Raw genomic sequence first — 23,245 nt, 5'->3', positions numbered from 1 at the left:
AGGGGCGGGGTTCCGCCTCAGGTCAGCTGGATGTCGTCGATGTCGAAGTGGCGCTTCGCCAGCGTCCGCGCCGTCTCGATGTTGGCGCCGTCGGCGCCGATGGCGACGCCGCGGTCCGGCTCCGGCACCTCGACGTACGCGACGCGGTCGTTCTGCTCGGAGATCGTCACGGCGTTGACCGCCGCGGGCGCGAGCGCGCTCGCAACGAACGCCTCCGGCGTGTCGGCGTCTTCCACCAGTTCGATGGATTTGCCGAGTCGGCGCTCCGTCTCCTCGACGGTCTCGCCGGCCTGCCCGATCGCAGCGGCCATCTCGCCGGCCGGCACGAGAAACACGAGCCGGTCGCCCTCCACGAGGCAGTCCTTCGGCGCCACCCCGGTCAGCTCGTCGAAGCGACCGATGTACTGCCGTGCCTCGTCGGAGAGCTCGACCCGCATCAGTCGTCGCCCACGACCCGCGACCCCATCCGGAGGTCGACGTCGCCGGTGCCGAGCGAGATCGGTTTCCCGGCGATGACGTTTTCGATGACCCCGTCGAGCTCGTCGTACTCGCCGTGGATCGCGGCGTCGAGCAGGTGGTTCACCGTCACCTCGAACGCCGCGCGAGCGAGCACGGAGTCCTTCGACCCCGAGATGCCGTGGCGACCGATCGACTCGATCTCGCCGTTGTTCGTCATGATGTCGGCCACGAGCATGAGGTGGCGGACGTTCACGTCGTCGAGCCCCTGCTCTTCGAGCGTGTTCTTCGTCTCGTCGATGATCGTCTCGCGGGCCGCCTCGACCCCGAGGTTGCGGTAGATCTCGTGGATGTTGTTACACGTCGTCCGCGAGGCGTCGACGCCCTCGATATCGAGGGTGTCGCCGAACGCCGACCCCTCGGTGTAGAGGACGAACTCCTCGTCGCCGTCGATCTCCTCTTTCCGGATGACGACGCGCTCGATCTCTTCGATCCCCTTGAACACGATCTCCCGGAGCCGCTCGACGAGCTGGAGCAGTTCGCGGTAGCTCGGCTCGTTCGGTCCGAACTCCACGACGGTCCCCGACTGTCGGGTGTCGACGCCGAGCGAGTCCTCGATCGTCTCGGCGATGATCCCGGCGACCTCGGTCGGGTCAGAGTGGGTCGGCCACCGCTCGAGGAGGGTGTCGTCGTTGAGGTCGATCCGCACCAGCATGTCCGCGACGTTCGTCGACACGTCGCCGAGCGCGAGGATGCGCGTCGCCTCGATGGACCACACGACCTCGTGGGCCTTCTGGCGGTCCGTGGCGTACTCGCCCTCGAGGTGGACCGTCATCATCGGCGTGTCGGGCGTCTTCCGTGCGTCCACCAGCTCGATGAGCCGGGGGAGCCCCTGCGTGACGTCGATCTCAGCGACGCCGGCGTAGTGGAACGTGTTCATCGTCATCTGCGTCCCGGGTTCGCCGATCGACTGCGCGGAGACGGTCCCGACCGGATCGAGCGGGTCGACCCGCGTCTCGATGTACCGGTTCTCGACGCCGGTCGCGATGTCGGTGGCCTGCTCGACCGTGACCTCGCCGGTCTCCTCGGCCTTCCGGTCGATCGCCTCGTACACCTCGTCTTTGAGGCGGGCGGGCAGCTCGGTGGCCTCCACGACCGCCTCGATGTCGTCGGTGACGTGGGCGTACTCAGTCATCCGACTCCACCCCCGAGGCCTTGTTCAGGCCCGGTCCGGAATGCTCCGAGAGGTTCGTCGGCGGCGACCGCTCGCCCAGGAACCGCTCCTTCTCGTCGCTGGACTCGAACTCGGCGTCGACGACGCGGTCGACGATGTCGTCGACGTCGATGCCGTCGCCCTCGCCGGAGGAGACCTTCACCGGCGAGGTGCCGTCCTCGCCGAACTCGAACTGGACGATCCGGCCCGAGGTGTCCCGGACCGTTCCGTCGTACTGCGCCTCGAGCTCGGAGAGCGCGTTGATGAGCCGGCGCTGGAGGTAGCCGGACTTGGAGGTCCGGACCGCCGTGTCGACCAGCCCCTCGCGGCCGCCCATCGCGTGGAAGAAGAACTCCTCGGGCGTGAGCCCGCCGCGGTAGGAGTTCTCCACGAACCCGTGCGCCTCCGCGGAGAGGTCGTTCTCCTTGTAGTGGGAGAGCGTCCGGTCCTCGTAGCCGCGGTTGATCCGCTCGCCGCGAACCGCCTGTTGACCGACGGAGCCGGCCATCTGAGTGAGGTTCAGCATCGACCCACGCGCGCCGGATCGGGCCATCACGACCGCCGGGTTGTCGTCGCCGAAGTGCTGGTCGGCGATCTCACCGGCCGAGTCGCGCGCCTTCCCGAGCGTCTGCATGATCTTCATCTCCAGCGTCTCGTCGACGCCGCGGCCCGGCAGCGACTCCAGCTCGCCGGCCTCGTACGTCTCGATCAGCTCTTGGACGCGGTCGTAGGCGCTCCCGATCGCGTCGTCGACCTGCTCTTCGGCCTCCGGCGGAATCGACTCGTCGTCGATCCCGATCGAGAACCCGAAGTGCATGATCGCGCGCATCGCCAGCGACGCGATCTCGTTGATGAACACGCGCGAGCGCGTCTCCCCGTACTCCTTGGTGAGGGTGTCGACGACCTCGCCGCCGAACGCGCCGACGGCGTCCTCGTCGATCGTCCCCTCGATCAGCTGGCCGTCCTCAATGCGCACGCTGTCGCCCGTCGAGGAGGTGAACTCAAGCGAGAGGTCGTCGGGGAGCAGCTCCGAGAACAGCGTCCGACCGGTCCAGTACTCGCGCCCCTCGTCGTCGACGCCGTCCGCCTCGGGCAGCTCGTCGACGCGGGTCGCGCGCAGCAGGTCGAGCGCCTGCGTCTCGGTGAACTCGGGGTTCGAGTGCGTCAGAAGGTAGGTCCCGGAGATGTGGTCCTGAATGGCGCCGATGATGTTCCCGCCGAACCGCGGGCTCAGGATCTGCTCTTGGACGCGCATGAGGACGCGCGCCTCGGCGCGGGCCTCCTCGTTCTGGAGCGCGTGCATGTTCATCTCGTCGCCGTCGAAGTCGGCGTTGTACGGCGGACAGACGACGGTGTTGAGCCGGAACGTCTTGTACGGCATCACCACGACCTCGTGGGCCATGATGGACATCCGGTGCAGCGAGGGCTGCCGGTTGAAGATCACGATGTCGCCGTCGACGAGGTGGCGGTTGACCTCCCAGTCGGCCTCGACCTTCTCGGCGAGCTCCTCGCAGTTCTTCTCGGTTACCTTCAGTCGGCGACCGTCGGGGCGGCGGACGTAGTTGGCGCCGGGGTGGGCCTCGGGGCCGTTCCGGACGTACTGACGCGCCTCCTCGACGTTGCGCTCGGTGACGTTGAGCGTCTGGGTCATCTCCTTCGCCACGCGGTCCGGGACGCCGACCTCGTTCAGCGAGAGGGTCGGGTCCGGCGAGATGACTGTCCGGGCGGAGAAGTTGACGCGCTTCCCCGAAAGCGAGCCGCGGAAGCGTCCCTCCTTCCCCTTCAGCCGCTGACTGAGGGTCTTGAGGGGACGGCCGGAGCGGTGTCGCGCCGGCGGCGTCCCGCTGATCTCGTTGTCGACGAACGTGGTGACGTGGTACTGGAGCAGCTCCCAGAGGTCCTCGATGATCAGCTGCGGGGCGCCCGCCTCGCGGTTCTCCATGAACCGCTGGTTGATCCGGATGATGTCGACCAGCTTGTGCGTGAGGTCGTCCTCGGAGCGCTGCCCGTTGTCGAGCGTGATCGAGGGACGCGTGGTGACCGGCGGGACCGGAAGCACCGTCAGGATCATCCACTCCGGTCGGGAGTGCTCGGAGTCGATACCGAGCACCTCCAGGTCCTCGTCCGGGATGTCCTCGAACCAGTCGCGGATGTCCGAGGGCATCAGCTTGTTCATGTCCTCCTCGGTGAGGTCGACGTCCAGCGCCTTCTCGATGGCGCGGCGGTCCTCCTTGCGCGGACGGAACTCGCCGGCCATGATCTCGTTGATCCGGTCCAAGGCGATGTCCGTCTTCTCGGCGAGCTCCTGCGGCGAGGTGCCCGGATCGTCTTCCTCCTCGTCGGGCTGCATCGCGGCCGCGATGCGCTCGGAGTAGTCGCCCGAGAGCACGTCCTGGACCTCGTAGTAGGTCGTCGGCTTCTCGTGTTTGATGTCCGCCTGCGGCTCGCCGCAGAACGGGCACGTCGACGCCTTCCGGGCCTGCCGGACGGCGGCCTTCAGCACGTCGTGTTCGTCGTCGCCGAGCTCCTGCGCCCGCTCGTAGCGGTCGCGGAACTCGTCGCGCTGCGCCTCGTCGAGGGCGAGCCGACCGCACTCGCGGCACGTCGAGCGGAGCAGCCGCCGGATGAGCTTCGTGAAGCCCACGTGGATGACGGGCGCGGCCAGCTCGATGTGGCCGAAGTGGCCGTTACAGGAGCCGGAGTGGGAGCCGCAGGTCCGACACTCCAGGCCGGGGTCGATGACGCCCAGCCGCGGGTCCATCAGCCCCATGTCGATCGGGTAGCCGTCGTCGTCGTACGTGTCGGCCGTGATCACCTTCGTCGCGGACATGTCCCGGTACGTCTCCGGGTCCATGAGGCCGAAGTCGATGCCGCCGAGCACTTTCGGTGTTTGCATTGACATTTAAATTGCGTCCTCCAGTTCGAGTTTCGGTCGGATGCCGAGGGCGATCATCTCGTCGAGCAGGAGCTTGAACGCGTAGCTCACTTCGAGCTCGTGGATGTCGTCCTCGTCGCCCGTGACCGGGTCGTACACCCGGCGCTGTTCGCGGTCTTCGACTGCGACGAGCCCCGTCTCCGCGGAGACGTGCACCGTCTCGGCGTCCGAGGACTCCAAGAGCCGCTCGTTGAGCACCATCGACGCGCCGTGGCCGATGATCGTGTCGCGCTCCATCTCCCCGACACGCAGGCCGCCCTCGCGGGCGCGCCCCTCGGTCGGCTGGCGCGTGAGCACCTGCACCGGACCGCGCGAGCGGGCGTGGAGCTTGTTCGACACCATGTGGTACAGCTTGTGGTAGAAGATCGTCCCGACGAAGATCTCCGCCTCGATCTTCTCGCCGGTGACGCCGGAGTACATGACCTCCTTCCCGGAGGATTTGAAGCCGTGCTCCTCCAGTCCACCGCGAAGCTCCTCTTCGTCTTCGCCCTGGAACGGCGTGCCGTCGACCCGCGATCCGCGGAGCGACCCGACCTTCCCGCCGAGCATCTCCAGCACGTGGCCCACCGTCATCCGGGACGGCAGCGCGTGCGGGTTCATCACGAGGTCAGGGACGACCCCCTCCTCGGTGAAGGGCATGTCCTCTTGTGGTGCGAGGTGCCCCACGACGCCCTTCTGGCCGTGTCGAGACGCGAACTTGTCGCCCAGTTCGGGGACCCGCTGGTCGCGCACCTTCACCTTCGAGAGCTTGGAGCCGTCCTCGCCCTCCATCAGCGTCACCGTGTCGACGACGCCGGATTCGCCCGAGCGCATCGTCACGCTGGTCTCACGGCGCTTCTGCGGGGAGAGCCCGCCCATGTCGTCCGGCTCCTCGAGGAAGCGCGGCGGGCTGGTCTTGCCGAGCAGCACCGAGGACTCGTCCACCTTCGTCTCGGGGTTGACGAGGCCGTCCTCGTCGAGGTGGGTGTACGCGTCCTCGCCGCGTGCGCCGCGAACGTCTTGGTCGGGAATCTCGAAGCGGTCCTCCTGACCGCCGGGGTACCGGCGCTCTTCGCCCTCGTAGGTCCGGAAGAAGTGCGAGCGGGTGAGCGCGCGGTCGACGGAGCCCTGGTTCATCACCAGCGCGTCCTCGATGTTGAACCCCTCGTAGGACATCACGGCGACGACGAAGTTCTGCGCCGCCGGCCGCTTGTCGAAGCTGATCTGGTCGGACGTCTGCGTCCTCACCATCGCCAGCTGCGGGTAGTGCAGCAGGTGTTGACGCGTGTCCGGCCGGATGCGGTAGTTGGCGGAGGGGAGCCCGAGCGACTGCTTCATCATCCCCGCGCCCATCGTAATCCGCGGGCTCGCGTTGTGCTCGGGGTACGGAATCATCCCCGCGCCGATACCGAACACGAGCTGCGGATCGATCTCGAGGTGCGTGTGGTCCTCGGTCACGTCCTCTTCGTCGACGGCGACGAGGATGTCCTCCTCCTCCTCGGCGTCGATGAACTCGACGTAGCCGCGCTCGACGAGGTCTTCGAACTCGACCTCGCCGCGTTTGACGGCCTCGACCTGCTCGTCGCCCAGCAGCGGCTCGCCGTTCTCGACGACGATCAGCGGGCGGCGGGCGCGCCCCGCGTCCGCGTTGACGATCACTTCCTGGGTTCGGTCCTTGACCGAGACGTTCACCATCTCCGAGACGTCGCCGCGTCGGCGGGCCTCGCGGATCTGTTCGGCGAGGGCCTCGGGGTCCGGGTGGGTCCCGACGAGGCTCCCGTTGACGTACACCTTCGCTTCGCGTTCTGCCTGAGCCATATTAGTCGTCCGCCGTCTGTCGTTCGACGCCCTCGATGCCGGGGATCCCCTCGACACCCATCGACGCCAGTTCTCGTTTCAGCCCCTGTTCGTCGTCTACGGTCTGCGAGAGCTCCATCGCCTGCGCGAAGTTCTTCACGAGTCCGCAGTTCGGCCCCTCCGGCGTCTCGGAGGGACAGATGCGACCCCACTGGGTCGCGTGGAGGTCTCGCGCCTTGAAGTGCGGCTGCGAGCGCGACAGCGGCGAACGCAGGCGCCGGAGGTGCGAGAGCACGCCCATGTAGTCGGTCCGGTCGACGAGCTGGGAGACGCCGGAGCGGCCGCCCACCCAGTTCCCCGTCGCGATCGGGTGTTCGAGCCGCTCGGTCAGCACGTCGGAGCGGACGACCGTGTTGACGGTGAGCTCGCGGTTCCGCATGTTCGCACGCTCGAGCTGGTACTTCACGTCGCGCGCCAGCTTGTTCAGCGCGGTCCGGAACAGGTCGCGCATCAGGTCGCCGGAGACCTTCAGGCGCTTGTTCGCGTAGTGGTCCTTGTCGTCGGCCTCGCGGCGGTCCAAGGCGAGCTCGAAGCACGCCTCGGCCATCCGGCAGAGGTAGTACGCCTTGTTGATCCGCACGTCCTCCTCCTCGACGCCCTCCTCGTGGAGGTGCGGGAGAAGGTAGCGGTCGATGACGTAGTTCGCCCGCTTGAGCTGGTAGTTCTTCCCCTGGCCGGAGGCGACGCGCTCGCCGAGGGTCTCGATGGCCTCCTCGGTCGTCTGCACGTCGGCCTCCTCCAAGTTCTCCAGCATGAACTTCACGATCTCGGGGTCGTCGGAGACGCGGTGGACGATCTCCTCGTCGGATTCGAGCCCGAGCGCGCGGACGAGCGTCACGAAGTCGATCGAGCCCGAGACGGACGGGAACGACACTTCGAGCAGCCCCTCGCGGTTGCGCTCACAGAGCACCAGCGCGCGGTACCCGCGGCGCTGGGAGAACGTCTTCGCGACCTGGATCTCGTCGCCGTACTTCGAGTCGTACTCGGCGAGGATCTTGTTCGGTGCGAGGTCCTCCGAGGTCATCAGCACGCGCTCGGAGCCGTTGACGATGAAGTAGCCGCCGGGGTCGACGGGGTCTTCGCCGATGTCGATGAGCTCCTCGTCAGAGAAGCCGGCCATGTTACACTTGTCCGAGCCGACCATGATCGGCATCCGGCCGACCTTGGTCTCGGTCGTGTCGACGACCTGCTCGGGCTCCTCCTCGCCGCCGCGCACGATGGACATCTCCATGAACACGGGCGCCGAGTAGGTGATGTTTCGGAGTCGGGCCTCCTGGGGGTACAACAGTTCCTCGGAGCCGTCGGCCTCGCGAACGCGCGGGGTGACCATCCGCACGTCGCCGAGCTCGACGTAGACGGGCTCTTGGCCCTCCTTGTCGCCGATGTCGGTTTCGATCGTCTCCTTCTCGTCGACGACCTCCTGCATGCCGCGGTCCAGGAAATTGTTGAACGATCGGAAGTGGTGTTCGGCGAGCCGTTCGTCCGAGAAATACTCGCGTGACACCACGCGTCGGTCTTGCCTGTTCATGAGACGACTAGTCGGTACACGACCGCTTCCTCGGTCGTGCGGGAGTTTCGAACGATCTTCACCACGTCGCCGACCTCGGCGTCGTCGGGGAGCGCGGGATCAGTGCGTTTGATCTTCGGTAGGTTCGTCCGTTTCACGTCGTACTCCGCCAGAACCTCGTCGACCTCTTCGGGTTCGAGGAGAACGTGGTCCGGGACGAGTTCGTGTTGGCTTACGTCTACCATGGGTGGTGGTTATTGAAAGAAGCTATCACGAGATACTACAGATCGCTATATGCGCCAACCTCATAAGGCTTGTCAAGCGGCTCCGCCACGCACGGCTCACGGCGACAGGGGCGTGCGATACTCCAACTCATGCGGGTATCACACAAAAGGGTACCGCCGCGATCGACCGCGCGTTCGTCGTCGCCCTCGTCGTCGGTCTCGTCGAGGGGCCGATCGGGCTCCCACCGACGCCGCACCCTCCCTGTCATCGGTCACCATCGTCGTCGGGGATGACAAGCCTTATTTGCCAGACAGGGGTACGAATGACTGCGACAAGCCCGGATGGTGTAGTGGCCCATCATACGACCCTGTCACGGTCGTGACGCGGGTTCAAATCCCGCTCCGGGCGTCCCCACGCTTCGGGGTTAGTCGCTGTTTGCCCGGATGGTGTAGTGGCCCATCATACGACCCTGTCACGGTCGTGACGCGGGTTCAAATCCCGCTCCGGGCGTTTTCGACGATCAACACGACGAGCGGAGCGACCGCTCGTCGGCATCGGCGCTCACGGGTTTGCCTCTGTGGACGACCCAACTGAGTAAGCGGCTCCCTCTGGGTTCACGTCCTGATTCGGACGTTTCTGTCGCCGCCGACGAGTGTGGAGCGAAGGCGAATCCGGCGACGCCGAACGCTCTCGGCCCCGACTCAGAGAACGGTCAACGTTCCGTCACGACAGATCGAGCTGTTCTCGCAGCTCCGCCACCAGCGACTCCGTCTTCTCGTCGGGATCGTCGTCGTCGCTGACGGGGGTGCGCCCGTCAAACGTCTCGTGAACCATCGAGACGCCTTCGGCCAGCGTGTCGAGCCCGTACCCGCCCTCGAGGACGAAGGCGGTCGCGGCCCCGATCTCGTCGGTGACGGTCCGAATCTGATCGGTCATCAGCGCGTATCCCTCGGAGGAGACGCGCATCCGCGAGATGGGGTCGTGTCGGTGGGCGTCGAATCCGGCCGAGACGATCAGGAGGTCGGGGTCGAACCGTCCGAGCGCCGGGGCGATCGCCTCGTCGATGGCGTAGCGGTAGTCCGCGTCGCCCGCGCCGGCCGCGAGCGGGATATTCGCGGTGGTCCCCTCTCCGTCGCCGCGGCCGGTCTCGTCGAGTGCGCCGGTGTCCGGGTAGAGCCCCTCCTCGTGGATCGACGCGTAGAACACGTCGCCGCGGTCGTAGAACACGTCTTGCGTCCCGTTTCCGTGGTGGACGTCCCAGTCGAAGATCGCAACCCGATCGGCGGCTCCGTCGTCGAGGACGGTCTGTGCCGCGACGGCGGCGTTGTTGAAAAAGCAGAAGCCCATGGCGTCGTCGGGCACCGCGTGGTGGCCCGGCGGGCGCCCGAGCGCGAAGGGGGTATCCCGCCCGTCGTCGCCGTCGAGCGCCGACCGAGCCGCCCACTGCGAGAGGCCGGCCGAGCTGAGCGCGGCGTCCCACGTTCCCTCGCTCACGACGGTGTCCGGGTCCCAGCTCCCGCCGCCGTCGGCGACGAACGTCTCCAGCTCGTCGACGTACTCCGCGTCGTGGACCGCGACGACCTCCCCGCGGGTCGCCGGATCCGCCTCCGCGTACTCGACGCCGTGTCGCTTCGCCAGTCCGCGGCGGATCGCGCGCAGCCGGTCGGGGTTTTCGGGGTGTCGTTCGCCGGTGTCGTGTTCGAGACACCGCTCGTTGTATCCGAAGCGCATCTACCCGAACAGCGCGAAGTACGTCTCGATGTCCTCGGCCTGTACGGTCCGTCTGTCGGCGTGACGCGCGAGCGTCGCGGCCGCGCTCGCGACGTTGTCCGCGTAGTCCTCTAAGATGTCCGCCAACGCGATCCGCGCGTCGACGCCGACCCGGTATCGGTCGTCGATCCGAAGCCGCGCGATCCGGTCGATGGGGGCGACGGGCAGCGTGAGATCCTCGCGATTGATCACCTGTTCGACGCCGAAATCGGACGCCATCAGCGTCTTCCGTCCGTCTTCGGTTGCCCGTTCGGCCGCGTCGATCGCCAGCTCCGCGCCGTGCGCTTGGATCCGGCGAGCCAACTCCTCAGCGGCGTCCGCGCTGACGCGGAGCTCCCCGGCGTTCCGCCGGATGATCCCGTCGACCGGCGCGAACGGCAACTCGACACTCATACACACAGTCGCGTCCGTGCACCGTAAAACGTTTCCGTTAACCCGCTTTCCGCCGTCGAGCGACTGCATCGGCACTACTCGATGCCTCGATCCCGGCGACCACTACCGCTCTCGTCGCGCGCCCTGCCGATCAGAACACGTCGTCGGCGTCGATCGTCCCGTCGCGCTCCGTCCCGCGGACCGTCACTTCCTCGCCGAGCCGGAGGCTCGCGTCGGTCTCGACGCTCTTCGTGCGCTGTCCGTCGTCCAACACGACGGGGTCGCCGGTCTGGACGACCGTCCCGGTGAACTCGACATCCTCGGCCGACCGTTCCGCCGTCGCGGCCGCGGCGCCACCGGATCCGGCGTTTCCGCCGTCGCTCTCGACGCCGCTTCCGTCCTCACCGCCGGTCTCGCCCGCGACGGCCTCGGCGGCCGCCTTCTGTCCGTCCTCGGCGAAGGCGCCGAGCCCGGTGTCGCCGGCGCGGTCGCCGGCCCCGGTGCTACCCGACCCTCCGTCGGCGCCCGCCGCATCGCTCCCTTCGTCGAGGACGGTGACGGTCGAGCGCCAGTTCGCCGAGGCCTCGAGGTCGTCCTGCCAGCCGTCCTGGATCTCCACGTCGGTGAAGACGACGCGGTCTGCCAGTTCGATCTCGCGGTCGGCCTTGTCTCCCCACAGCGCGACGCGGATCTCGCCGGTGTCGTCCTTGATGCGGACGTTCCGGACCTGCCCCTCGCTGCCGTCGTCGCGGTCGAACGTGCGCTTCGGGTCGGTCTCGATGACGCCGCCGCCGATGTCGACGGTCTCGCCGATCTCCGCGTCCGCGATGTCGGTCGTCTCCGGAACGTACTCCACGCTCTCGTCGACGCGCTCGACGGTGCCGCGGTCGCCGACGTGGAGCTCGAGGTCGCCGTCGCGCTCGCGGACGTAGCCGTCGCCGACTTCGACGACCTCGCCGGCCGAGAACTCCTCGGCGAGGTCCGCTTTGTCGTCCCACAGCGTCACGCGCACGCGACCCGTCTCGTCGCCGACGGTGAGGTTGGCGACCCGCCCCTCGCTGCCGTCGTCGCGGTCGAACGTGCGGACCGAATCGGTGTCGAGCACCTGGCCGACGAGGTCCACGTCGGACGCCCCGAGCGAGAGGTCCTCCACCCGGTAGGTGTCGAGCACCTGCACGTCGACCTCGGCGTCCTCGTCGGGCTCGACCTTGTCCGCGCTCACTTCGAGCCCGCTGTACCCCTCCTTCGGACGGCCCATGACGCGGAGGACCTGGCCGACCTCCAACTGCTCTTCGGCCGCCGCGGCCATCTCGTCCCACAGCGCGACCCGCACGGAGCCGGAGGCGTCAGCCACGTCGACGTTGCAGACGCGCCCCTCTTCGGCGTCCTCGTCGTCGCGCTCGAACGTGCGAATATCGCCGATGGAGGTCACCTTGCCGAGGAACTTCACGTCGTTCATGCCGGGCTCGATGTCGGCGATCGTCTCGGCCTCCTCGTCGCGCAGCTCGTGGGCGATGAGCATCGCGGCGGTCTCCTCGTCGGCGAGCCCGCCCATCTGCTCGACCTTGTCCTCGACGGCCGCCTCGAACTCCTCGAACTCGACGTCGGTGTCGAGATCCTCGTAGACGTCCTCTATCACTCCCATACGCGTACCTCCTCGGTTGTCGAGTCCGCGGATAAGCGTTGTCCTTGCGGGGGTCTCGCGGTCGAATTCGGGCGCTCGCTCCGCGTGCGCCGCGGCGTCGTCGTCGTCGCGGGTCGGGGCGTCGTCATACCCCTTCATCGGTCCCGTCGATACAAAAGGTGTGCAATCGCTACGCGCCGGCCGGCCGATCGGTGGCGGCCGTCTCGCGGCTCCACGCGTCGACCAGTTGCGACGCGATCGCGCCGTGTGCGACCGTTCGCCACGCGCTCTACGGACCGTAACCGTCTTAAGTAACAGCGCGGTACGTTCATTTGAGTCCTGGTAGGGTAGTGGACTATCCTCTTGGCTTGCGGAGCCAGGGACCGGAGTTCAAATCTCCGTCAGGACGTTTTCGGACACACTACACGGCGAGCATCGCCGATCGGACGCGCGCGTCTCCGAGGATGCCATACGCACATCCGCGAAACGATGGTCAGTCGTGCGGATGGAACCGCTTCATCGCGCGCTTGACCGCCTCCGTGTCGCCGATAAAGGTGACGTGGTCACCGTACTCCAGCACGCTGTCCGCCGACGGCACGTGGTTCTCGCCGTCGCGGCTGACGACGGCGACGAACGCGCCGTCGGGGATCCGCGCGTTGAGATCCCGGATCGTCTGTCCGGCGAGGGCCTCCGCGGTCACCTCGACCTCCTGAACGTCGTGGCTGTCGCCCAGCTCGTTCATCCAGTGGGTGATCGCCGGGCGTTCGATCTCGTCGTCGATGGCGACGGCGGTGGCCGTCGGCGAGTCGATCGCCTTGACGCCGATGCTCTCGAAGGCGTCGACGTTGTCCGGCTTGTTCACCCGCGAAAACGCCGACTCGACGCCGAACTTCGTGATCGCGAGCTGGCACGTGAGCAGGTTGATGTCGTCGTCGCCGGTCACCGTGATGACGCGCTTCGCGTCGCCGATGCCCGCCTCCCGCAGGGTCTCCGTGTCGCTGCCGTCGCCCTCGAACACGGTGAACCCCATCGAGCGAGTCCGCTCGACTACCTCGTCGTCGTTCTCGACGATGACGACGTACTCACCCCGCCGCTCCAGTCGTGTGGCGAGCGCCCGGCCGACCCGGCCGCCGCCGATGATTATCGTGCGCATTGGTGACACTCCGAGAACGTCGCCGAGCTGCCGCGCCAGTCCAGCCTCGATCGCGACCGTGGCGAAGATGACGGCGAACACCGTTCCGACCAGCAGCTCGCCCGCCGCCACGTTTCCGGCCAGCTCCAGTTCGATCGCGAACAGCGTGGCCACGCTCGCCGGGATGATCCCCCGCGGGCCCACTCCGGCGATGAACAGCCGCTCCGGCCACGTGAACCGCTCGACGCCGGCGGTGGCGATGATCGCCCCGAGCGGCCGGAGCACGAGCATGATCACCAGCACGAGCCCGACGGCGCCGAGGCCGAGCGCCGCGATCGCCTCGACGTCGATCAGCGCGGCCAGCGAGATGAACACGAACGAGAGGACCACGAGCGTCGTGTTCTCCGCGAACCGCTCGATCTCCTCCCTGTTGTCGATGTCGAGGTTCCCGAGCAGGATGCCGCTCGTCGCCGCCGCCGCGATGCCCGCCTCGGCGGCGACGGCCTCGGCGGCCGCGAACGCCCCCACCGCCGCCGCAAGCACGAGGAACTGGGACGCCTGCACGTCGCGTTCGGGGACGAGCTCGCTGTCCAGGAGGTAGTAGATGATCACCGTCGCGAGCACCCCGGCGCCCACGCCGACGCCGAACCGTTCGACGAACGAGAAGAGCGTCGCGGGCACCCCGAGGTCGTCGAGCAGCAGCGTCTCGAAGATCACCACGGCGACGATCGCGGCCGTCACGTCGTTGACGATCCCCTCGGTCTCCAGCGCGGTCGCGACGTGGTCCCGAACGCGGACGACGTTGAGTATCGGCGTGATCACGGTCGGCCCCGTCGCCACGAGCAGCGCCCCGATGAGCAGCGCGATCTCCCAGTTCGCCCCCTCGAGGAACCGGACCGCGGCCGCCGTCCCGAGAAACATCACGAGGGCGCTGATCGTCACCAGCCGGAGCGACACCGTGGAGGCGCCTCGGATCCGCTCGATCCGCAGGGCGAACGCCCCCTCGAAGACGATGATCGCGACGCTGAGTCCCACGATGATCTCGAGTCCCTCCCCGAACGTCTCGAGGGTCACGAGCCCCAACGCCTCCGGTCCCAACGCGACGCCGATGAGGAGATAGAAGATGACGCTCGGCACCTTCAGGTGGTGAGCGATCAGCTGGACGACGAGTCCCGACACGAGGATCGCCGCGATGACCGGCAACAGGCTAGACACGTCTACGGGGCCTACAACCGCCGCCCTTCTTAGTGTACTGGTGGGCCGAGGAGTTGCGCCCGTCCGTGCCGTCGGCCCATCTGATTATTGTTGGGCATACAATCATTGCGATGAATCACGCTATTGGTTCACACTCTCGAGCAACTATTAACTCAGTTCCTCCTGTCAACGAATATACGCCCGAGCGGAATCCCCCGCTGGGCGACCCCATCATGACCATCCGCGACACCATCCCGACGTTCGCCCCCCTCTGGAGCGTCGGGAAACGGGGTCGCGGAACGGTCGTCGATTGCTCCGACGCCGTCGCCGCGTAACCCCGACGCGGGGGCGGTCGGCTTCGCCCGTCGGAGCGAGCGCCGCCTTCTCTCTCCCCCTTTCCGACAGTTGGACCCGGTAGCTCAAGCGGCAGAGCCTCCGGGGTGAGGAATCGACTCCCTCCCGGGTCCGTATGGCAGTCCACTCCTGCCACCGCGCGACCGATGTCGCGCTCCGGCTGGCGGTCCCCCGCGACGCCGCGGGCGATCTCCACGCCGGGGTCCGCGCCAAGCTCGCCGGCTGCGACGGCGTCGACGTCGAACGCGTCGACGTGGTCGCCCTCCGGCCGCGCCTCAACGACCTCACGGTCGAGGTCGACGCCTCGCTCCGGCTCGCGCCGGACGCCGAGGTCGACGACCTCACCGAGCTCGTCGGGGTCCACGAGGCGCGTCCCCGGTGACGCCGGGCGACCCCGGCCCGCGCGGTCCCCGACCGACGAACCGACTCCGACCGCGGCGCGAGGTCTCGCGCCACCCCACCACACCACGATGTCACGAGACTCACCCTCCAGACGCACGAGACGCCCCGACCGCTACACCGGTCCGGTCCCGCCCCATCGCGTGCCCTCGTGGCGCGCGACCGCGGCGCTCGCCGCGCTGCCGGTTCTGGCGCTCGCGATCGCCGCGTTCCCGACCGCGTCCGCGTTCGTCGCGGCCGCGGTCTCCGGCGGGGTCGCCGGCGCGGCCCTCCACCGCCGGTACCCGGACGCGTTCGATCGCGTGTTCGACCGCTCGCCCTCGGCGCCCGGTGACGAGGGGGTCGGTACCGCCGACGGCTGATCGCGTCGGGCCACCGACGCTCCGCTGACGGTTCGCCCCTCCACCTTCGTCCTCATCGCTTATCAGTCGGAGACTCCGACGGATCGGTATGACCGATTACGATTTCGGCTCCGACGCCGGCCCACCCGTTCCCGCCGCGCTCCGCGCCGGGGCCGCCCTCTTCAACGAGGGGTACGTCCTCGCGGCGCACGACCCGTGGGAGGCGGCGTGGCTCCCGCTCGGAGACGGCCCCGACGAGCGGCTGCTCCACGGCCTGATCGCGGCTGCGGCGGCGACTCACCACGCCGATGGCCACAACTGGTCCGGCGCCGTCGGCTGTGCGGCCAACGCGGTCGAGTACCTCACCGAGGTAGGATCGGTATCCAGAGGAGTCGCCGTCGAGCCCGTCCGCGACTGGTGTCGCCGGATCGCGGCCGACCCGGTGACGATCGAGCGCGCGGCTCCGCCGACGCTCCGGGTCGAGGGGTCGGCGCCGCGGTTCGGCGACCTCGACCTCCCGGCCGCGCTGCTCGCGGCGCCGGCGCTGGCCGGCGCGGTCGCTCCCGGCGACGAGGACACGTTCGAGACCGCGGCGGCGCTCGCGCGCGAGGAGCGCGGCACGGGCCGAACGACGTTCGCGGAGCTGCTGCTGGCGTTCCTCCGCACGCCCGACACCCGCCGACAGGTGGCCGCGCGGCTCGCGGATCACGTGGAACTGGCGGAGCGGAAGCGCCGCGACGTCGACGGCCTCTTCTGAACCCCCTCGATCAGGCGCCGTCGGTGGGCGTGTCGGGATCCGTCGGGAAGTTGGGCTCGACGGGAGCGTCGTCTCGGTTCGGGAACCCGCCGTCACCGGCCGGTTCGTCACCCTCGGTGGTCTCGCCGTCATCACCCTTCGGCTCCCCTTCGAACGTGTAGTCGGCGGAGTTGTCGGCCGGGTCGTAGCCGAGCGCCTCGCGGGCGCGTTCGATCGAGTAATAGCGTCGGTCGTTGTTCGAGATGCCGTACACGATCTCGTAGCCGTAGTCGGCCTGCAGACAGCGGTCGAAGAGGTGCGCGCAGTCGCGGTGTGAGAGCCACATCGCCTGCCCGCGCTCGTACTCCCGCGGTGGGTGGTCCTTCGTGAGGTTCCCGATGCGGACGCAGACGACGCTCATCCCGTGTTCGTCGTGGTGGAAGCGCCCGAGCGACTCCCCGGCCGCCTTCGACACGCCGTAGAGGTTCCCCGGCCGGGGGAGCTCGGTGCCGTCGAGCCGGTAGCCGTCGTCGGGGCGGTAGAGGTCCGGCGTGCGATCGTCGGTCTCGTAGCCGCCGACGGCGTGGTTCGAGGAGGCGAACGCGAACTTCTCGACGCCCGTGTCGACGGCCGCGCGCATCACGACCTGCGTCCCGTCGATGTTGTTCCGGAGCACGGAGTCCCACGGCGCCGTCTTCCGCGGGTCGCCCGCGAGGTGAATCACCGCGCCGACGCCGTCCATCGCCTCCCGGACGGCGTCCGGGTCGGTGATGTCGGCGACGTACCGGTCGGCGTCGGTGACCCCGTCGGGCACCTTCGCCGCCGGGAGCGGCTCCCTGTCGAGGAGTCGCCACTCGTAGTCGTCGCCGATGCCGCGGAGGATGGCTTGTCCCACCCGTCCGCCGGCGCCCGTCAGCAGGACCGGCTCGTCCATTCGGTCGTACGTGGGCGCGAGACGGGCATATAAGACACGGTTCGCCCGCGACGCGCTGGATCGCCGATCTGTTGTCCCCGTTACAGCTTCTCTCGCGAGATGCTCACGCCGGTCGGCGTGACGACAATCTGGTCGTCGCCCTTCTGGACGATGTCGCCGTCGACCTCCTGTGCGACCTGCCGCAGTTCGTCGATGATGTGCTCGATCGTCCGGTCGGACGTGGAGTGACGGGTGATGTCCGCGATGACGAAGTCGCCGTCGTAGACGGCGTCTTTGATCGGGATCACGTCGCCCTGGTCGCCGATCTCCGCGATGTGTACCTGCATCCCTGTGTCCGCGTGCGCCTCGGCGAAGTCGTCGAGGTCGAGCTCGACGTAGTCGTCGACGGAGCGGTTCCCGCCCCCGCCGAGGATCTTGCTCATAATACCCATACGCACTACACGACGAGGTTAGACATTAGTTCTTACGTCAGACGCGACGTCGCGCCGGTCGTCAGCGGTTCTCGTCGAGCCGCTCTTGCCACGCTTGGACCCGCGACAACAGCTCCACCGGCGCCGTCTCCGCGAGGTCGACGTCGCTCAGCTCCTCGATCACGGTGCGGGTCTCGGGGTCGACCCGATCGATCTCCGCGGTTTCAGTGGCTCCGGCGTTTTTCGCGGTTCCCACGGCCTCTCCGGCTCTTGCGGCCTCCGCGGTCTCACCGTCGCCGTCCGCCGTCGACCCGGACCCCGTCCCGTTACGGCCCTCGCCGGAGGCGGTGGCGTCGGCCTCCGGCGCTCCGGCGTCGTCGCGTTCCGCGAACGACCCGGACGAGAGGTCGAAGACGACCTGCCTCGTGTCGCCGACGGCGGCGCCGTCGGAGTCGCCCCCCCCGGCCCCCGCTCCTCCGCCCCGCGATCCGCCCCTCGCCTCGATCGCCTTCTCCTCGCGGAGGCGGTCGAGCACCGTGTCGGCGCGGGAGACGACAGGCTCCGGGACGCCGGCGAGATCGGCGACGTGGACCCCGTACGACCGGTTCGTCGGCCCGTCGCGGACGGTCCGGAGGAACGTCACCTCGCCGTCGCGCTCGTCGACGGCGACGTGGACGTTCTCCACGCGCGGGAGGTGGTCGGCCAGCGTCGTCAGCTCGTGGTAGTGCGTGGCGAAGAGGGTTCGCGCGCGCACCTCGTTGTGGAGGTACTCGGTCGCGGCCCACGCGATCGAGATGCCGTCGTAGGTGGCCGTGCCGCGCCCGACCTCGTCGAGGATGACGAGCGACTCCGCGGTCGCCGAGTGGAGGATGTTCGACAGCTCCTGCATCTCCACCATGAACGTCGAGCGCCCCTGCGCGAGCTCGTCGAGGGCGCCGACGCGGGTGTAGATCCCGTCGACGAGCCCGACGGTGGCCGCCCGCGCGGGCACGAACGACCCCGCCTGCGCGAGCAGTTGGATCAGCGCCGCCTGCCGCATGTACGTCGACTTCCCGCTCATGTTCGGGCCGGTGACGATGAGGAAGCCGCGCTCCCCGTCGAGCCGGAGGTCGTTCGGCACGAAGTCGGTCGTCCGCTCGACGACCGGGTGGCGCCCCGCCTCCACGTCGAGCCGGCGCTCGTCGGTGAGCTCGGGGCGCGTCCAGTCGTTGCCGGCGGCGTGGGTCGCCAGCGACGCGAGCGCGTCGATCTCGGCGACCGCCCGCCCCACGTCCTGCAGCAGTTCGGCGTCGTCGGCGACCCGCTCGCGGAGCTCCTCGAACAGCGCGTGCTCCAGCTCGCCGCGGGCCTCCTCCAGCCGGAGCACCTCGCGCTCCCGCTCTTCGAGCTCGTCGGTGACGAACCGCTTGGAGTTCTTCAGCGTCTTGATCTCGCGGTAGTGATCGGGCACGCCGTCGGCCGCGGACTTGCCGACCTGGATGTAGTAGCCGTCCGTCTTGTTGCGGTCGACGGTGACGTGGCTCAGGCCGTGCTGCCGCTTCTCGCGCTCCGCGAGCCCGTCGAGCCACTCGTTCGCCTCCTCGTGGCGCGCGATCAGGTCGTCGAGCTCGTCGTCGTACCCCTCCCGGAGCAGCCCGCCCTGCGTCTTCGTCTTCGGCGGGTCCTCCGCGAGCGCCTCCGCGAGCTCGCCGTGGAGGGCGGCGGCGCGCCCGCGGTCGATGCGCTCCAGCACCTCGGCGACCGGCGAGCCGGCGAGCGCGGTCCCGGACACGGCGTCGGCGAGCGCGGGCACCAGCGCGAGCGAGTCCCGCACCGAGAGGAGCTCCCTCGCGCCCGCGCTCCCGCTCGTCGCCCGCGCGGCGAGCCGTTCGAGGTCGTAGGCGTCGCCGAGCGTCTCCCGCAGGCGGTCGCGCGCGAGCGCCGCCGACGCGAGCGCCTCCACCGCGTCGAGCCGGCGGGCAAGCTCCGCGCCGTCCCGCCGCGGTCGCGTGAGCCACTCGCGGAGGAGCCGGCCTCCGGCGGCGGTGACGGTGTGGTCGACCGTCTCGAACAGCGAGCCGTCGGCGTCGCCGCGCATCGTCTCCGTGAGCTCGAGGTTGCGCTGGGTCGTGGCGTCGACGGCGACGTGGTCGTCGTCGCCGTAGGCGGTGAGCCGCGTGATCGACGCCAACACGCCCGCGCCGGTCTCCTCGACGTAGCCGAGGGCGGCGCCCGCCGCGCGGAGCGCCAGATCGGAGTCGATCCCGACGCTGTCGGCGGTCTCCCGCCCGAACTGCTCGCGGACCGCGTGTTTCGCGCGCCCCGGTGCGAACGCCTCCGCGTCGAAGACGGAGACGGCCCCCGACAGATCCTCGCGGACCGCCCCGAGCAACCGGTCGTCGTTGCGGACGCGCGGCCCCGGAAGCACCTCTGCGGGGTCGAACCGGTACAGCTCGGCGCGGAGGTCGCCGGCGGTCTCGACTTCGGTGACGAGGAACCGCCCGGTGGTCACGTCAGCGAGCGCGAGCCCGTAGGGGCCGTCGGCGTCGTCGCCCTCGCGGACGACCGCCGCGAGGTACCGCGCGTCGTCGTCCGCGGTCTCGAGGAGGGTGCCGGGCGTGACGACCCGCGTGATCTCGCGGGCGTGGCCGTCGTCCGTCTCGTACTGGTCGGCGACGGCGACCCGGTACCCCCGCTCGACGAGCGCCTTCACGTAGGGGGTGAGCTCGGAGAGCGGCACGCCCGCCATCGGGTACGACGAGCCGTGAGAGGACTTCTGTGACACCGTCAGGTCCAGTTCGTCGGCGACCAGCTCCGCGTCGTCCGCGAAGAACTCGTAGAAGTCGCCGCACTGCATGGCGAGGACGTCCGCGTCGGTCTCCGCCTTGAGATCGAGGAACTCCCCGACGATCCCCGTTGGCATATATCCGTACTCCCGCCGTCGGCGGGTAAAACCCTACGGGTGTGCGGTCGGCCGCGGCGGGCGCCCGCCCGTCCGCGGCGCGAGCGTCACCCCACCCGATTCCGTCGCGTCGACATCCGGTGAATGACCCCGGAGACACCGAACAGCGCCGCGAACAGGACCGCGTAGGCGTAGCCGGAGACCGACGCGAACGGGACGGTCCCGATCCACGCTGCGCCGCCGAGTAGCCCGCAGACGGCCGCGAGGCCGATGTAGTACTCGCCCCAGAGGATCTCGTTTTCGGAGACGACCTCGAGGTACACCTCGAGCTGACGGCTCTCTTCCGTCTGCGAGACGATCCCGCGATCCGGCTCGTAGTCGATGAATCCGCTCTCGGCGAGCTTCGGGAGGTGCGACTGGTGCAGCGCGGTGTACACCCGCTTGCGCTGTTTGTACGTCACCTCGTTGATCTCGAGGTCGTTCTCCCACGCCGCCAACTGCTCCGCGATGTCCCTGACGCGCGCGCCGTCGCCGTTCTCTTTCAGATAGGTGATCACGTTCCGCCGCCGTCGGTTGCTGAGCGCCGTAAACACCTCGTCGCGGGAGGGCCTGTCGGCGTCGCTGCCGGCTACCTTCGGTTCTCCCGTCACTTGCGGTGTCATGGTACTCTCACGCACTATGTCACACTACCTATCGAAACCGGAGTATATATCATTATGTATTAATGTCACGTCATGAAAGTGTGGAATCCGTATGATTCGAAGCGGCAACGATTTTCGCGTCTCGCACGTCTCGGCCTGACCTACCCCCCCTCGTCCGGGTACTCCTCGGAACGCTGAACCGATCGACTCCGGGTTTCATTCCGGCCGCGGTCAGGCTCTCCGTCGCGGTCGAAGCCGTCGGCGCCGCCATGTTCCGCCTCCCGAACACCGGTAGGCCACGCATACATAGGTCTTTCCGTCGCCAACGACGGGTATGACGGCATCACACGACACCCGTCTCGGCCGCTTTCGGCGTCCGGAGTACACCGGCGAGAACCGCTGTCTGCCCTGTACGGTCGTCAACATCGCGATCGCCGCGGTCGGCGCGGTCGGCGTCGGCGCCCTGGTCGCGGTCGAACTCGGCGCGGCCCTCCTCGTCGTTTCGCTCGCGGCGATCTGGCTGCGCGGCTACCTCGTCCCGGGAACGCCCGAACTCACGAAGCGTTACCTCCCCGAGCGCACGCTCCGGCTGTTCGGGAAGGGCCGCGACGCCGGTCCGCCTCCGGAGGTCGACGCGGAGTCGTACCTCCTGTCCGCCGACGTGTTGGTCGAGGCGCCGGACGGGACCGATCTCGCGTTCGCGCCGTGGTTCGAGTCGGCGTGGCGGACGCACCTCGCCGCGCTTCGCGACGCGGCCGACACGGCGTTCGGTGGCGTAACGAACGCGACTGCCGCTGGCGACGAGGCCGCCGCAACCGCTCCCGACGGCACGCGTCCCGCCTCTCCGGCCGACGTCACCGCGCTCGCTCGGCTCACCGGCATCGACGAAGACGGGCTCTCGCTGCGGTGGCTCGGTGAGCCCGGCTTCGCACACGCCGGCAACGAGCGTATCGGCCACTGGGAGTCGCGGTCGGCGTTCCTCGCGGACGTCGCCGCCGACCGCGCGCTGGCGGCGCATCTCGACGACTGGGAGTCGCTCCCGCTCGCCTCGCGGAGCGGGGTGCTCGGCGCGCTCCGCCTGTTCGTCGAGCGCTGTCCGACCTGCGAGGGGACGGTGCGGCTGGAAGAGCGGGTCGTCGAGTCCTGCTGTTCGAGCTACGAGGTCGTCGCCGGCCGCTGTACCGCGTGTAACGCGCGGCTGTTCGAGCTCGATCTCCCGCCGTCGCTCGCGGACGCGCGGCCGGACGCGGCGAGTCCTTCGGCGCGGAGCCGGTAAGGCGCTGACTCCTCAGTCGTCTTCTCGCAGGTGTCGGTCGGCGTCACGACCGCGGGTTTTTGCCATCCGTTTCACTCCTCAGGCGGGGTCTTGCCTCGAGTTCGTATCCGCGGTCGCGAAAACAGCGGGTCCGCCGTATCCCGGCTTCGCCGCAGCCGCCTCAGTCTCGTCGTCGACCGGGGGCGCCGCCTCGTCCGACTCGGAGCTGCCGGAACACCGAGAACCGATTGATCCACAGCTGATAGGCGCTCGCGACGGCGAACAGCGCGAGCGCGAGACTCGTCAGCAGGACCGGGTCGACCGCGGAGACGAGGGGGACGCCGAGCAGCGCCGCGAGCAGGACCGTCAGCGACGCGACGCCCAGCGCGCGGTACAGCTCCGACCACGTGACGCCGACGCTTGCGACCACCTCGGTGTACAGCGCCACGTCCCGCGCGTGGCGCGACATCTCGATCGTCTGGGTCCCCCGGTCGTACTCGATCACGCCGAGCTCCTCCAGCTTCGGCAGGTGCGTCTGTACGAGCGACGTGTACACGCTCTCGCGACAGCGCTTCGGCGGCGGGCTCTCGCCGGTCTCCTGCCCCGCCACCAGCGCCGACAGCTCGTGGACCGTCACGACGCCGCCGATGCCGCCGAGCTGCTCGAGGGCGCGTCGACGGCGTTCGTTCGCGAGGATGGCGTACACCTGTTCCGCCGGGAGCACGTCTGTTCTGAGTTTCATGGGTGTGAGATCGGTGATCCCGCACGGCACGGCGATCGGTCGTTGGCGCTACATCTTCCCTTGAGGGGATATGTATGCGCCCGTTACTCCGACGGTGGGCCCGACGGTGGACCCGGTTTGGGTGTTCCCCGATGGAGGCGCGTGTCGACAAACCGGTCGACTGCGCCCCGATCCACGTCGCCGCTCCGGTTTCGGCCGCGATTCGTGCCACAGCCGACACGGCACGGCATCCGTACCGACTTCTCGGCTCGAAGTACGGCCGTGTTACCGCCGTTTTTGCCTCGAGTA

At 68.7% G+C, this 23,245-nt stretch carries 19 protein-coding genes and 3 tRNA genes; 7 read left to right on the top strand and 15 right to left on the bottom strand.

Features of this window, described 5'->3' with window-relative positions:
- Window positions 1-17: 17 nt before the first annotated feature.
- Genes ACT4MF_RS05475 through ACT4MF_RS05450 form a run of 6 tightly spaced genes read right to left on the bottom strand, consistent with a single transcriptional unit; the run spans window position 18 to window position 8,192 of the window.
- Window positions 18-437, bottom strand: coding sequence for a NusA-like transcription termination signal-binding factor (locus ACT4MF_RS05475; RefSeq protein ID WP_099255828.1), 420 nt, complete (start codon window positions 435-437; stop codon window positions 18-20).
- Window positions 437-1,651, bottom strand: coding sequence for a DNA-directed RNA polymerase subunit A'' (gene rpoA2 / locus ACT4MF_RS05470; RefSeq protein WP_099255829.1), 1,215 nt, complete (start codon window positions 1,649-1,651; stop codon window positions 437-439). Before rpoA2 ends, ACT4MF_RS05475 begins: the two co-directional genes overlap by 1 nt.
- Window positions 1,644-4,565 carry a DNA-directed RNA polymerase subunit A' gene (locus tag ACT4MF_RS05465; RefSeq protein ID WP_444681970.1) on the bottom strand — a complete coding sequence of 974 codons (2,922 nt, stop codon included), beginning with the start codon at window positions 4,563-4,565 and terminating at the stop codon, window positions 1,644-1,646. Before ACT4MF_RS05465 ends, rpoA2 begins: the two co-directional genes overlap by 8 nt.
- A gap of 6 nt (window positions 4,566-4,571) precedes the next feature.
- Window positions 4,572-6,401, bottom strand: coding sequence for a DNA-directed RNA polymerase subunit B (rpoB, locus tag ACT4MF_RS05460; RefSeq protein WP_099255831.1), 1,830 nt, complete (start codon window positions 6,399-6,401; stop codon window positions 4,572-4,574).
- Between the two features lies 1 nt (window position 6,402).
- Window positions 6,403-7,968 (bottom strand): DNA-directed RNA polymerase subunit B'', encoded by a 1,566-nt coding sequence (locus tag ACT4MF_RS05455; RefSeq protein ID WP_099255832.1) that lies wholly within the window; start codon window positions 7,966-7,968, stop codon window positions 6,403-6,405.
- Window positions 7,965-8,192 (bottom strand): DNA-directed RNA polymerase subunit H, encoded by a 228-nt coding sequence (locus tag ACT4MF_RS05450; RefSeq protein ID WP_444681969.1) that lies wholly within the window; start codon window positions 8,190-8,192, stop codon window positions 7,965-7,967. The genes ACT4MF_RS05455 and ACT4MF_RS05450 overlap by 4 nt, the downstream gene beginning before the upstream one ends.
- Window positions 8,193-8,507: 315 nt before the next feature.
- Here ACT4MF_RS05450 and ACT4MF_RS05445 point away from each other — a divergent pair.
- Together ACT4MF_RS05445 and ACT4MF_RS05440 are read left to right on the top strand one after the other, a co-directional pair.
- Window positions 8,508-8,580, top strand: a tRNA-Asp gene (locus ACT4MF_RS05445).
- A 29-nt stretch (window positions 8,581-8,609) separates the two neighbouring features.
- Window positions 8,610-8,682 (top strand) — tRNA-Asp (locus ACT4MF_RS05440).
- Window positions 8,683-8,895: 213 nt separating this feature from the next.
- On the opposite strand, the gene ACT4MF_RS05435 is transcribed toward ACT4MF_RS05440, so the two are convergent.
- The 3 genes from ACT4MF_RS05435 to ACT4MF_RS05425 form a co-directional block, all read right to left on the bottom strand.
- Complete coding sequence (locus ACT4MF_RS05435; protein ID WP_444681968.1) at window positions 8,896-9,903, bottom strand: histone deacetylase family protein; 1,008 nt, start codon at window positions 9,901-9,903, stop codon at window positions 8,896-8,898.
- Window positions 9,904-10,335: a histone gene (locus ACT4MF_RS05430; RefSeq protein ID WP_444681967.1), complete on the bottom strand. Its 432-nt coding sequence runs from the start codon at window positions 10,333-10,335 to the stop codon at window positions 9,904-9,906. It lies immediately after the preceding gene.
- 130 nt (window positions 10,336-10,465) lie between these two features.
- The gene (locus ACT4MF_RS05425; protein ID WP_444682027.1) at window positions 10,466-11,959 is read right to left on the bottom strand and encodes a single-stranded DNA binding protein; all 1,494 of its coding nucleotides are present in this window, start codon (window positions 11,957-11,959) and stop codon (window positions 10,466-10,468) included.
- Window positions 11,960-12,274: 315 nt separating this feature from the next.
- Here ACT4MF_RS05425 and ACT4MF_RS05420 point away from each other — a divergent pair.
- A tRNA-Arg gene (locus ACT4MF_RS05420) sits at window positions 12,275-12,347 on the top strand.
- Between the two features lie 84 nt (window positions 12,348-12,431).
- Here the strand turns inward: ACT4MF_RS05420 and ACT4MF_RS05415 are convergent.
- The gene (locus tag ACT4MF_RS05415; RefSeq protein WP_444682026.1) at window positions 12,432-14,273 is read right to left on the bottom strand and encodes a cation:proton antiporter; all 1,842 of its coding nucleotides are present in this window, start codon (window positions 14,271-14,273) and stop codon (window positions 12,432-12,434) included.
- 460 nt (window positions 14,274-14,733) lie between these two features.
- On the opposite strand from ACT4MF_RS05415, the gene ACT4MF_RS05410 reads away from it, so the two are divergent.
- The 3 genes from ACT4MF_RS05410 (at window position 14,734) to ACT4MF_RS05400 (ending at window position 16,115) form a co-directional block, all read left to right on the top strand.
- Complete coding sequence (locus ACT4MF_RS05410; RefSeq protein WP_099253852.1) at window positions 14,734-15,000, top strand: hypothetical protein; 267 nt, start codon at window positions 14,734-14,736, stop codon at window positions 14,998-15,000.
- Between the two features lie 160 nt (window positions 15,001-15,160).
- Window positions 15,161-15,379 carry a hypothetical protein gene (locus ACT4MF_RS05405; protein WP_245851419.1) on the top strand — a complete coding sequence of 73 codons (219 nt, stop codon included), beginning with the start codon at window positions 15,161-15,163 and terminating at the stop codon, window positions 15,377-15,379.
- 88 nt (window positions 15,380-15,467) lie between these two features.
- A complete protein-coding gene (locus ACT4MF_RS05400; RefSeq protein WP_444681966.1) occupies window positions 15,468-16,115 on the top strand; it encodes a DUF309 domain-containing protein in 648 nt (215 codons plus the stop codon).
- Between the two features lie 10 nt (window positions 16,116-16,125).
- Here ACT4MF_RS05400 and azf read toward each other — a convergent pair whose 3' ends face one another.
- From azf to ACT4MF_RS05380, 4 genes are all read right to left on the bottom strand, one after another.
- Window positions 16,126-17,028, bottom strand: coding sequence for an NAD-dependent glucose-6-phosphate dehydrogenase Azf (gene azf / locus ACT4MF_RS05395; RefSeq protein ID WP_444681965.1), 903 nt, complete (start codon window positions 17,026-17,028; stop codon window positions 16,126-16,128).
- An 80-nt stretch (window positions 17,029-17,108) separates the two neighbouring features.
- The gene (locus ACT4MF_RS05390; protein WP_004048756.1) at window positions 17,109-17,459 is read right to left on the bottom strand and encodes a cell division protein SepF; all 351 of its coding nucleotides are present in this window, start codon (window positions 17,457-17,459) and stop codon (window positions 17,109-17,111) included.
- A 61-nt stretch (window positions 17,460-17,520) separates the two neighbouring features.
- Entirely contained in the window at window positions 17,521-20,340 is a 2,820-nt protein-coding gene (gene mutS / locus ACT4MF_RS05385; protein WP_444681964.1) for a DNA mismatch repair protein MutS, read from the bottom strand.
- 86 nt (window positions 20,341-20,426) lie between these two features.
- Entirely contained in the window at window positions 20,427-20,981 is a 555-nt protein-coding gene (locus ACT4MF_RS05380) for a DUF7344 domain-containing protein (protein ID WP_099254235.1), read from the bottom strand.
- Window positions 20,982-21,294: 313 nt separating this feature from the next.
- Here ACT4MF_RS05380 and ACT4MF_RS05375 point away from each other — a divergent pair, with 313 nt between their 5' ends.
- Entirely contained in the window at window positions 21,295-22,236 is a 942-nt protein-coding gene (locus tag ACT4MF_RS05375) for a DUF8054 domain-containing protein (protein ID WP_444681963.1), read from the top strand.
- 160 nt (window positions 22,237-22,396) lie between these two features.
- Here the strand turns inward: ACT4MF_RS05375 and ACT4MF_RS05370 are convergent, their stop codons facing one another.
- On the bottom strand, window positions 22,397-22,957 hold the full coding sequence (locus ACT4MF_RS05370) for a DUF7344 domain-containing protein (protein ID WP_444681962.1): 561 nt from the start codon (window positions 22,955-22,957) through the stop codon (window positions 22,397-22,399).
- Between the last annotated feature and the right edge of the window lie 288 nt (window positions 22,958-23,245).

The organism is Halorubrum sp. FL23, from assembly GCF_052439115.2.
GTDB classification, from domain to species: Archaea; Halobacteriota; Halobacteria; order Halobacteriales; family Haloferacaceae; genus Halorubrum; species Halorubrum persicum.
The sequence above is the reverse complement of the archived record's forward strand: the minus strand, read 5'-3'. Positions and strand labels throughout refer to the sequence as shown.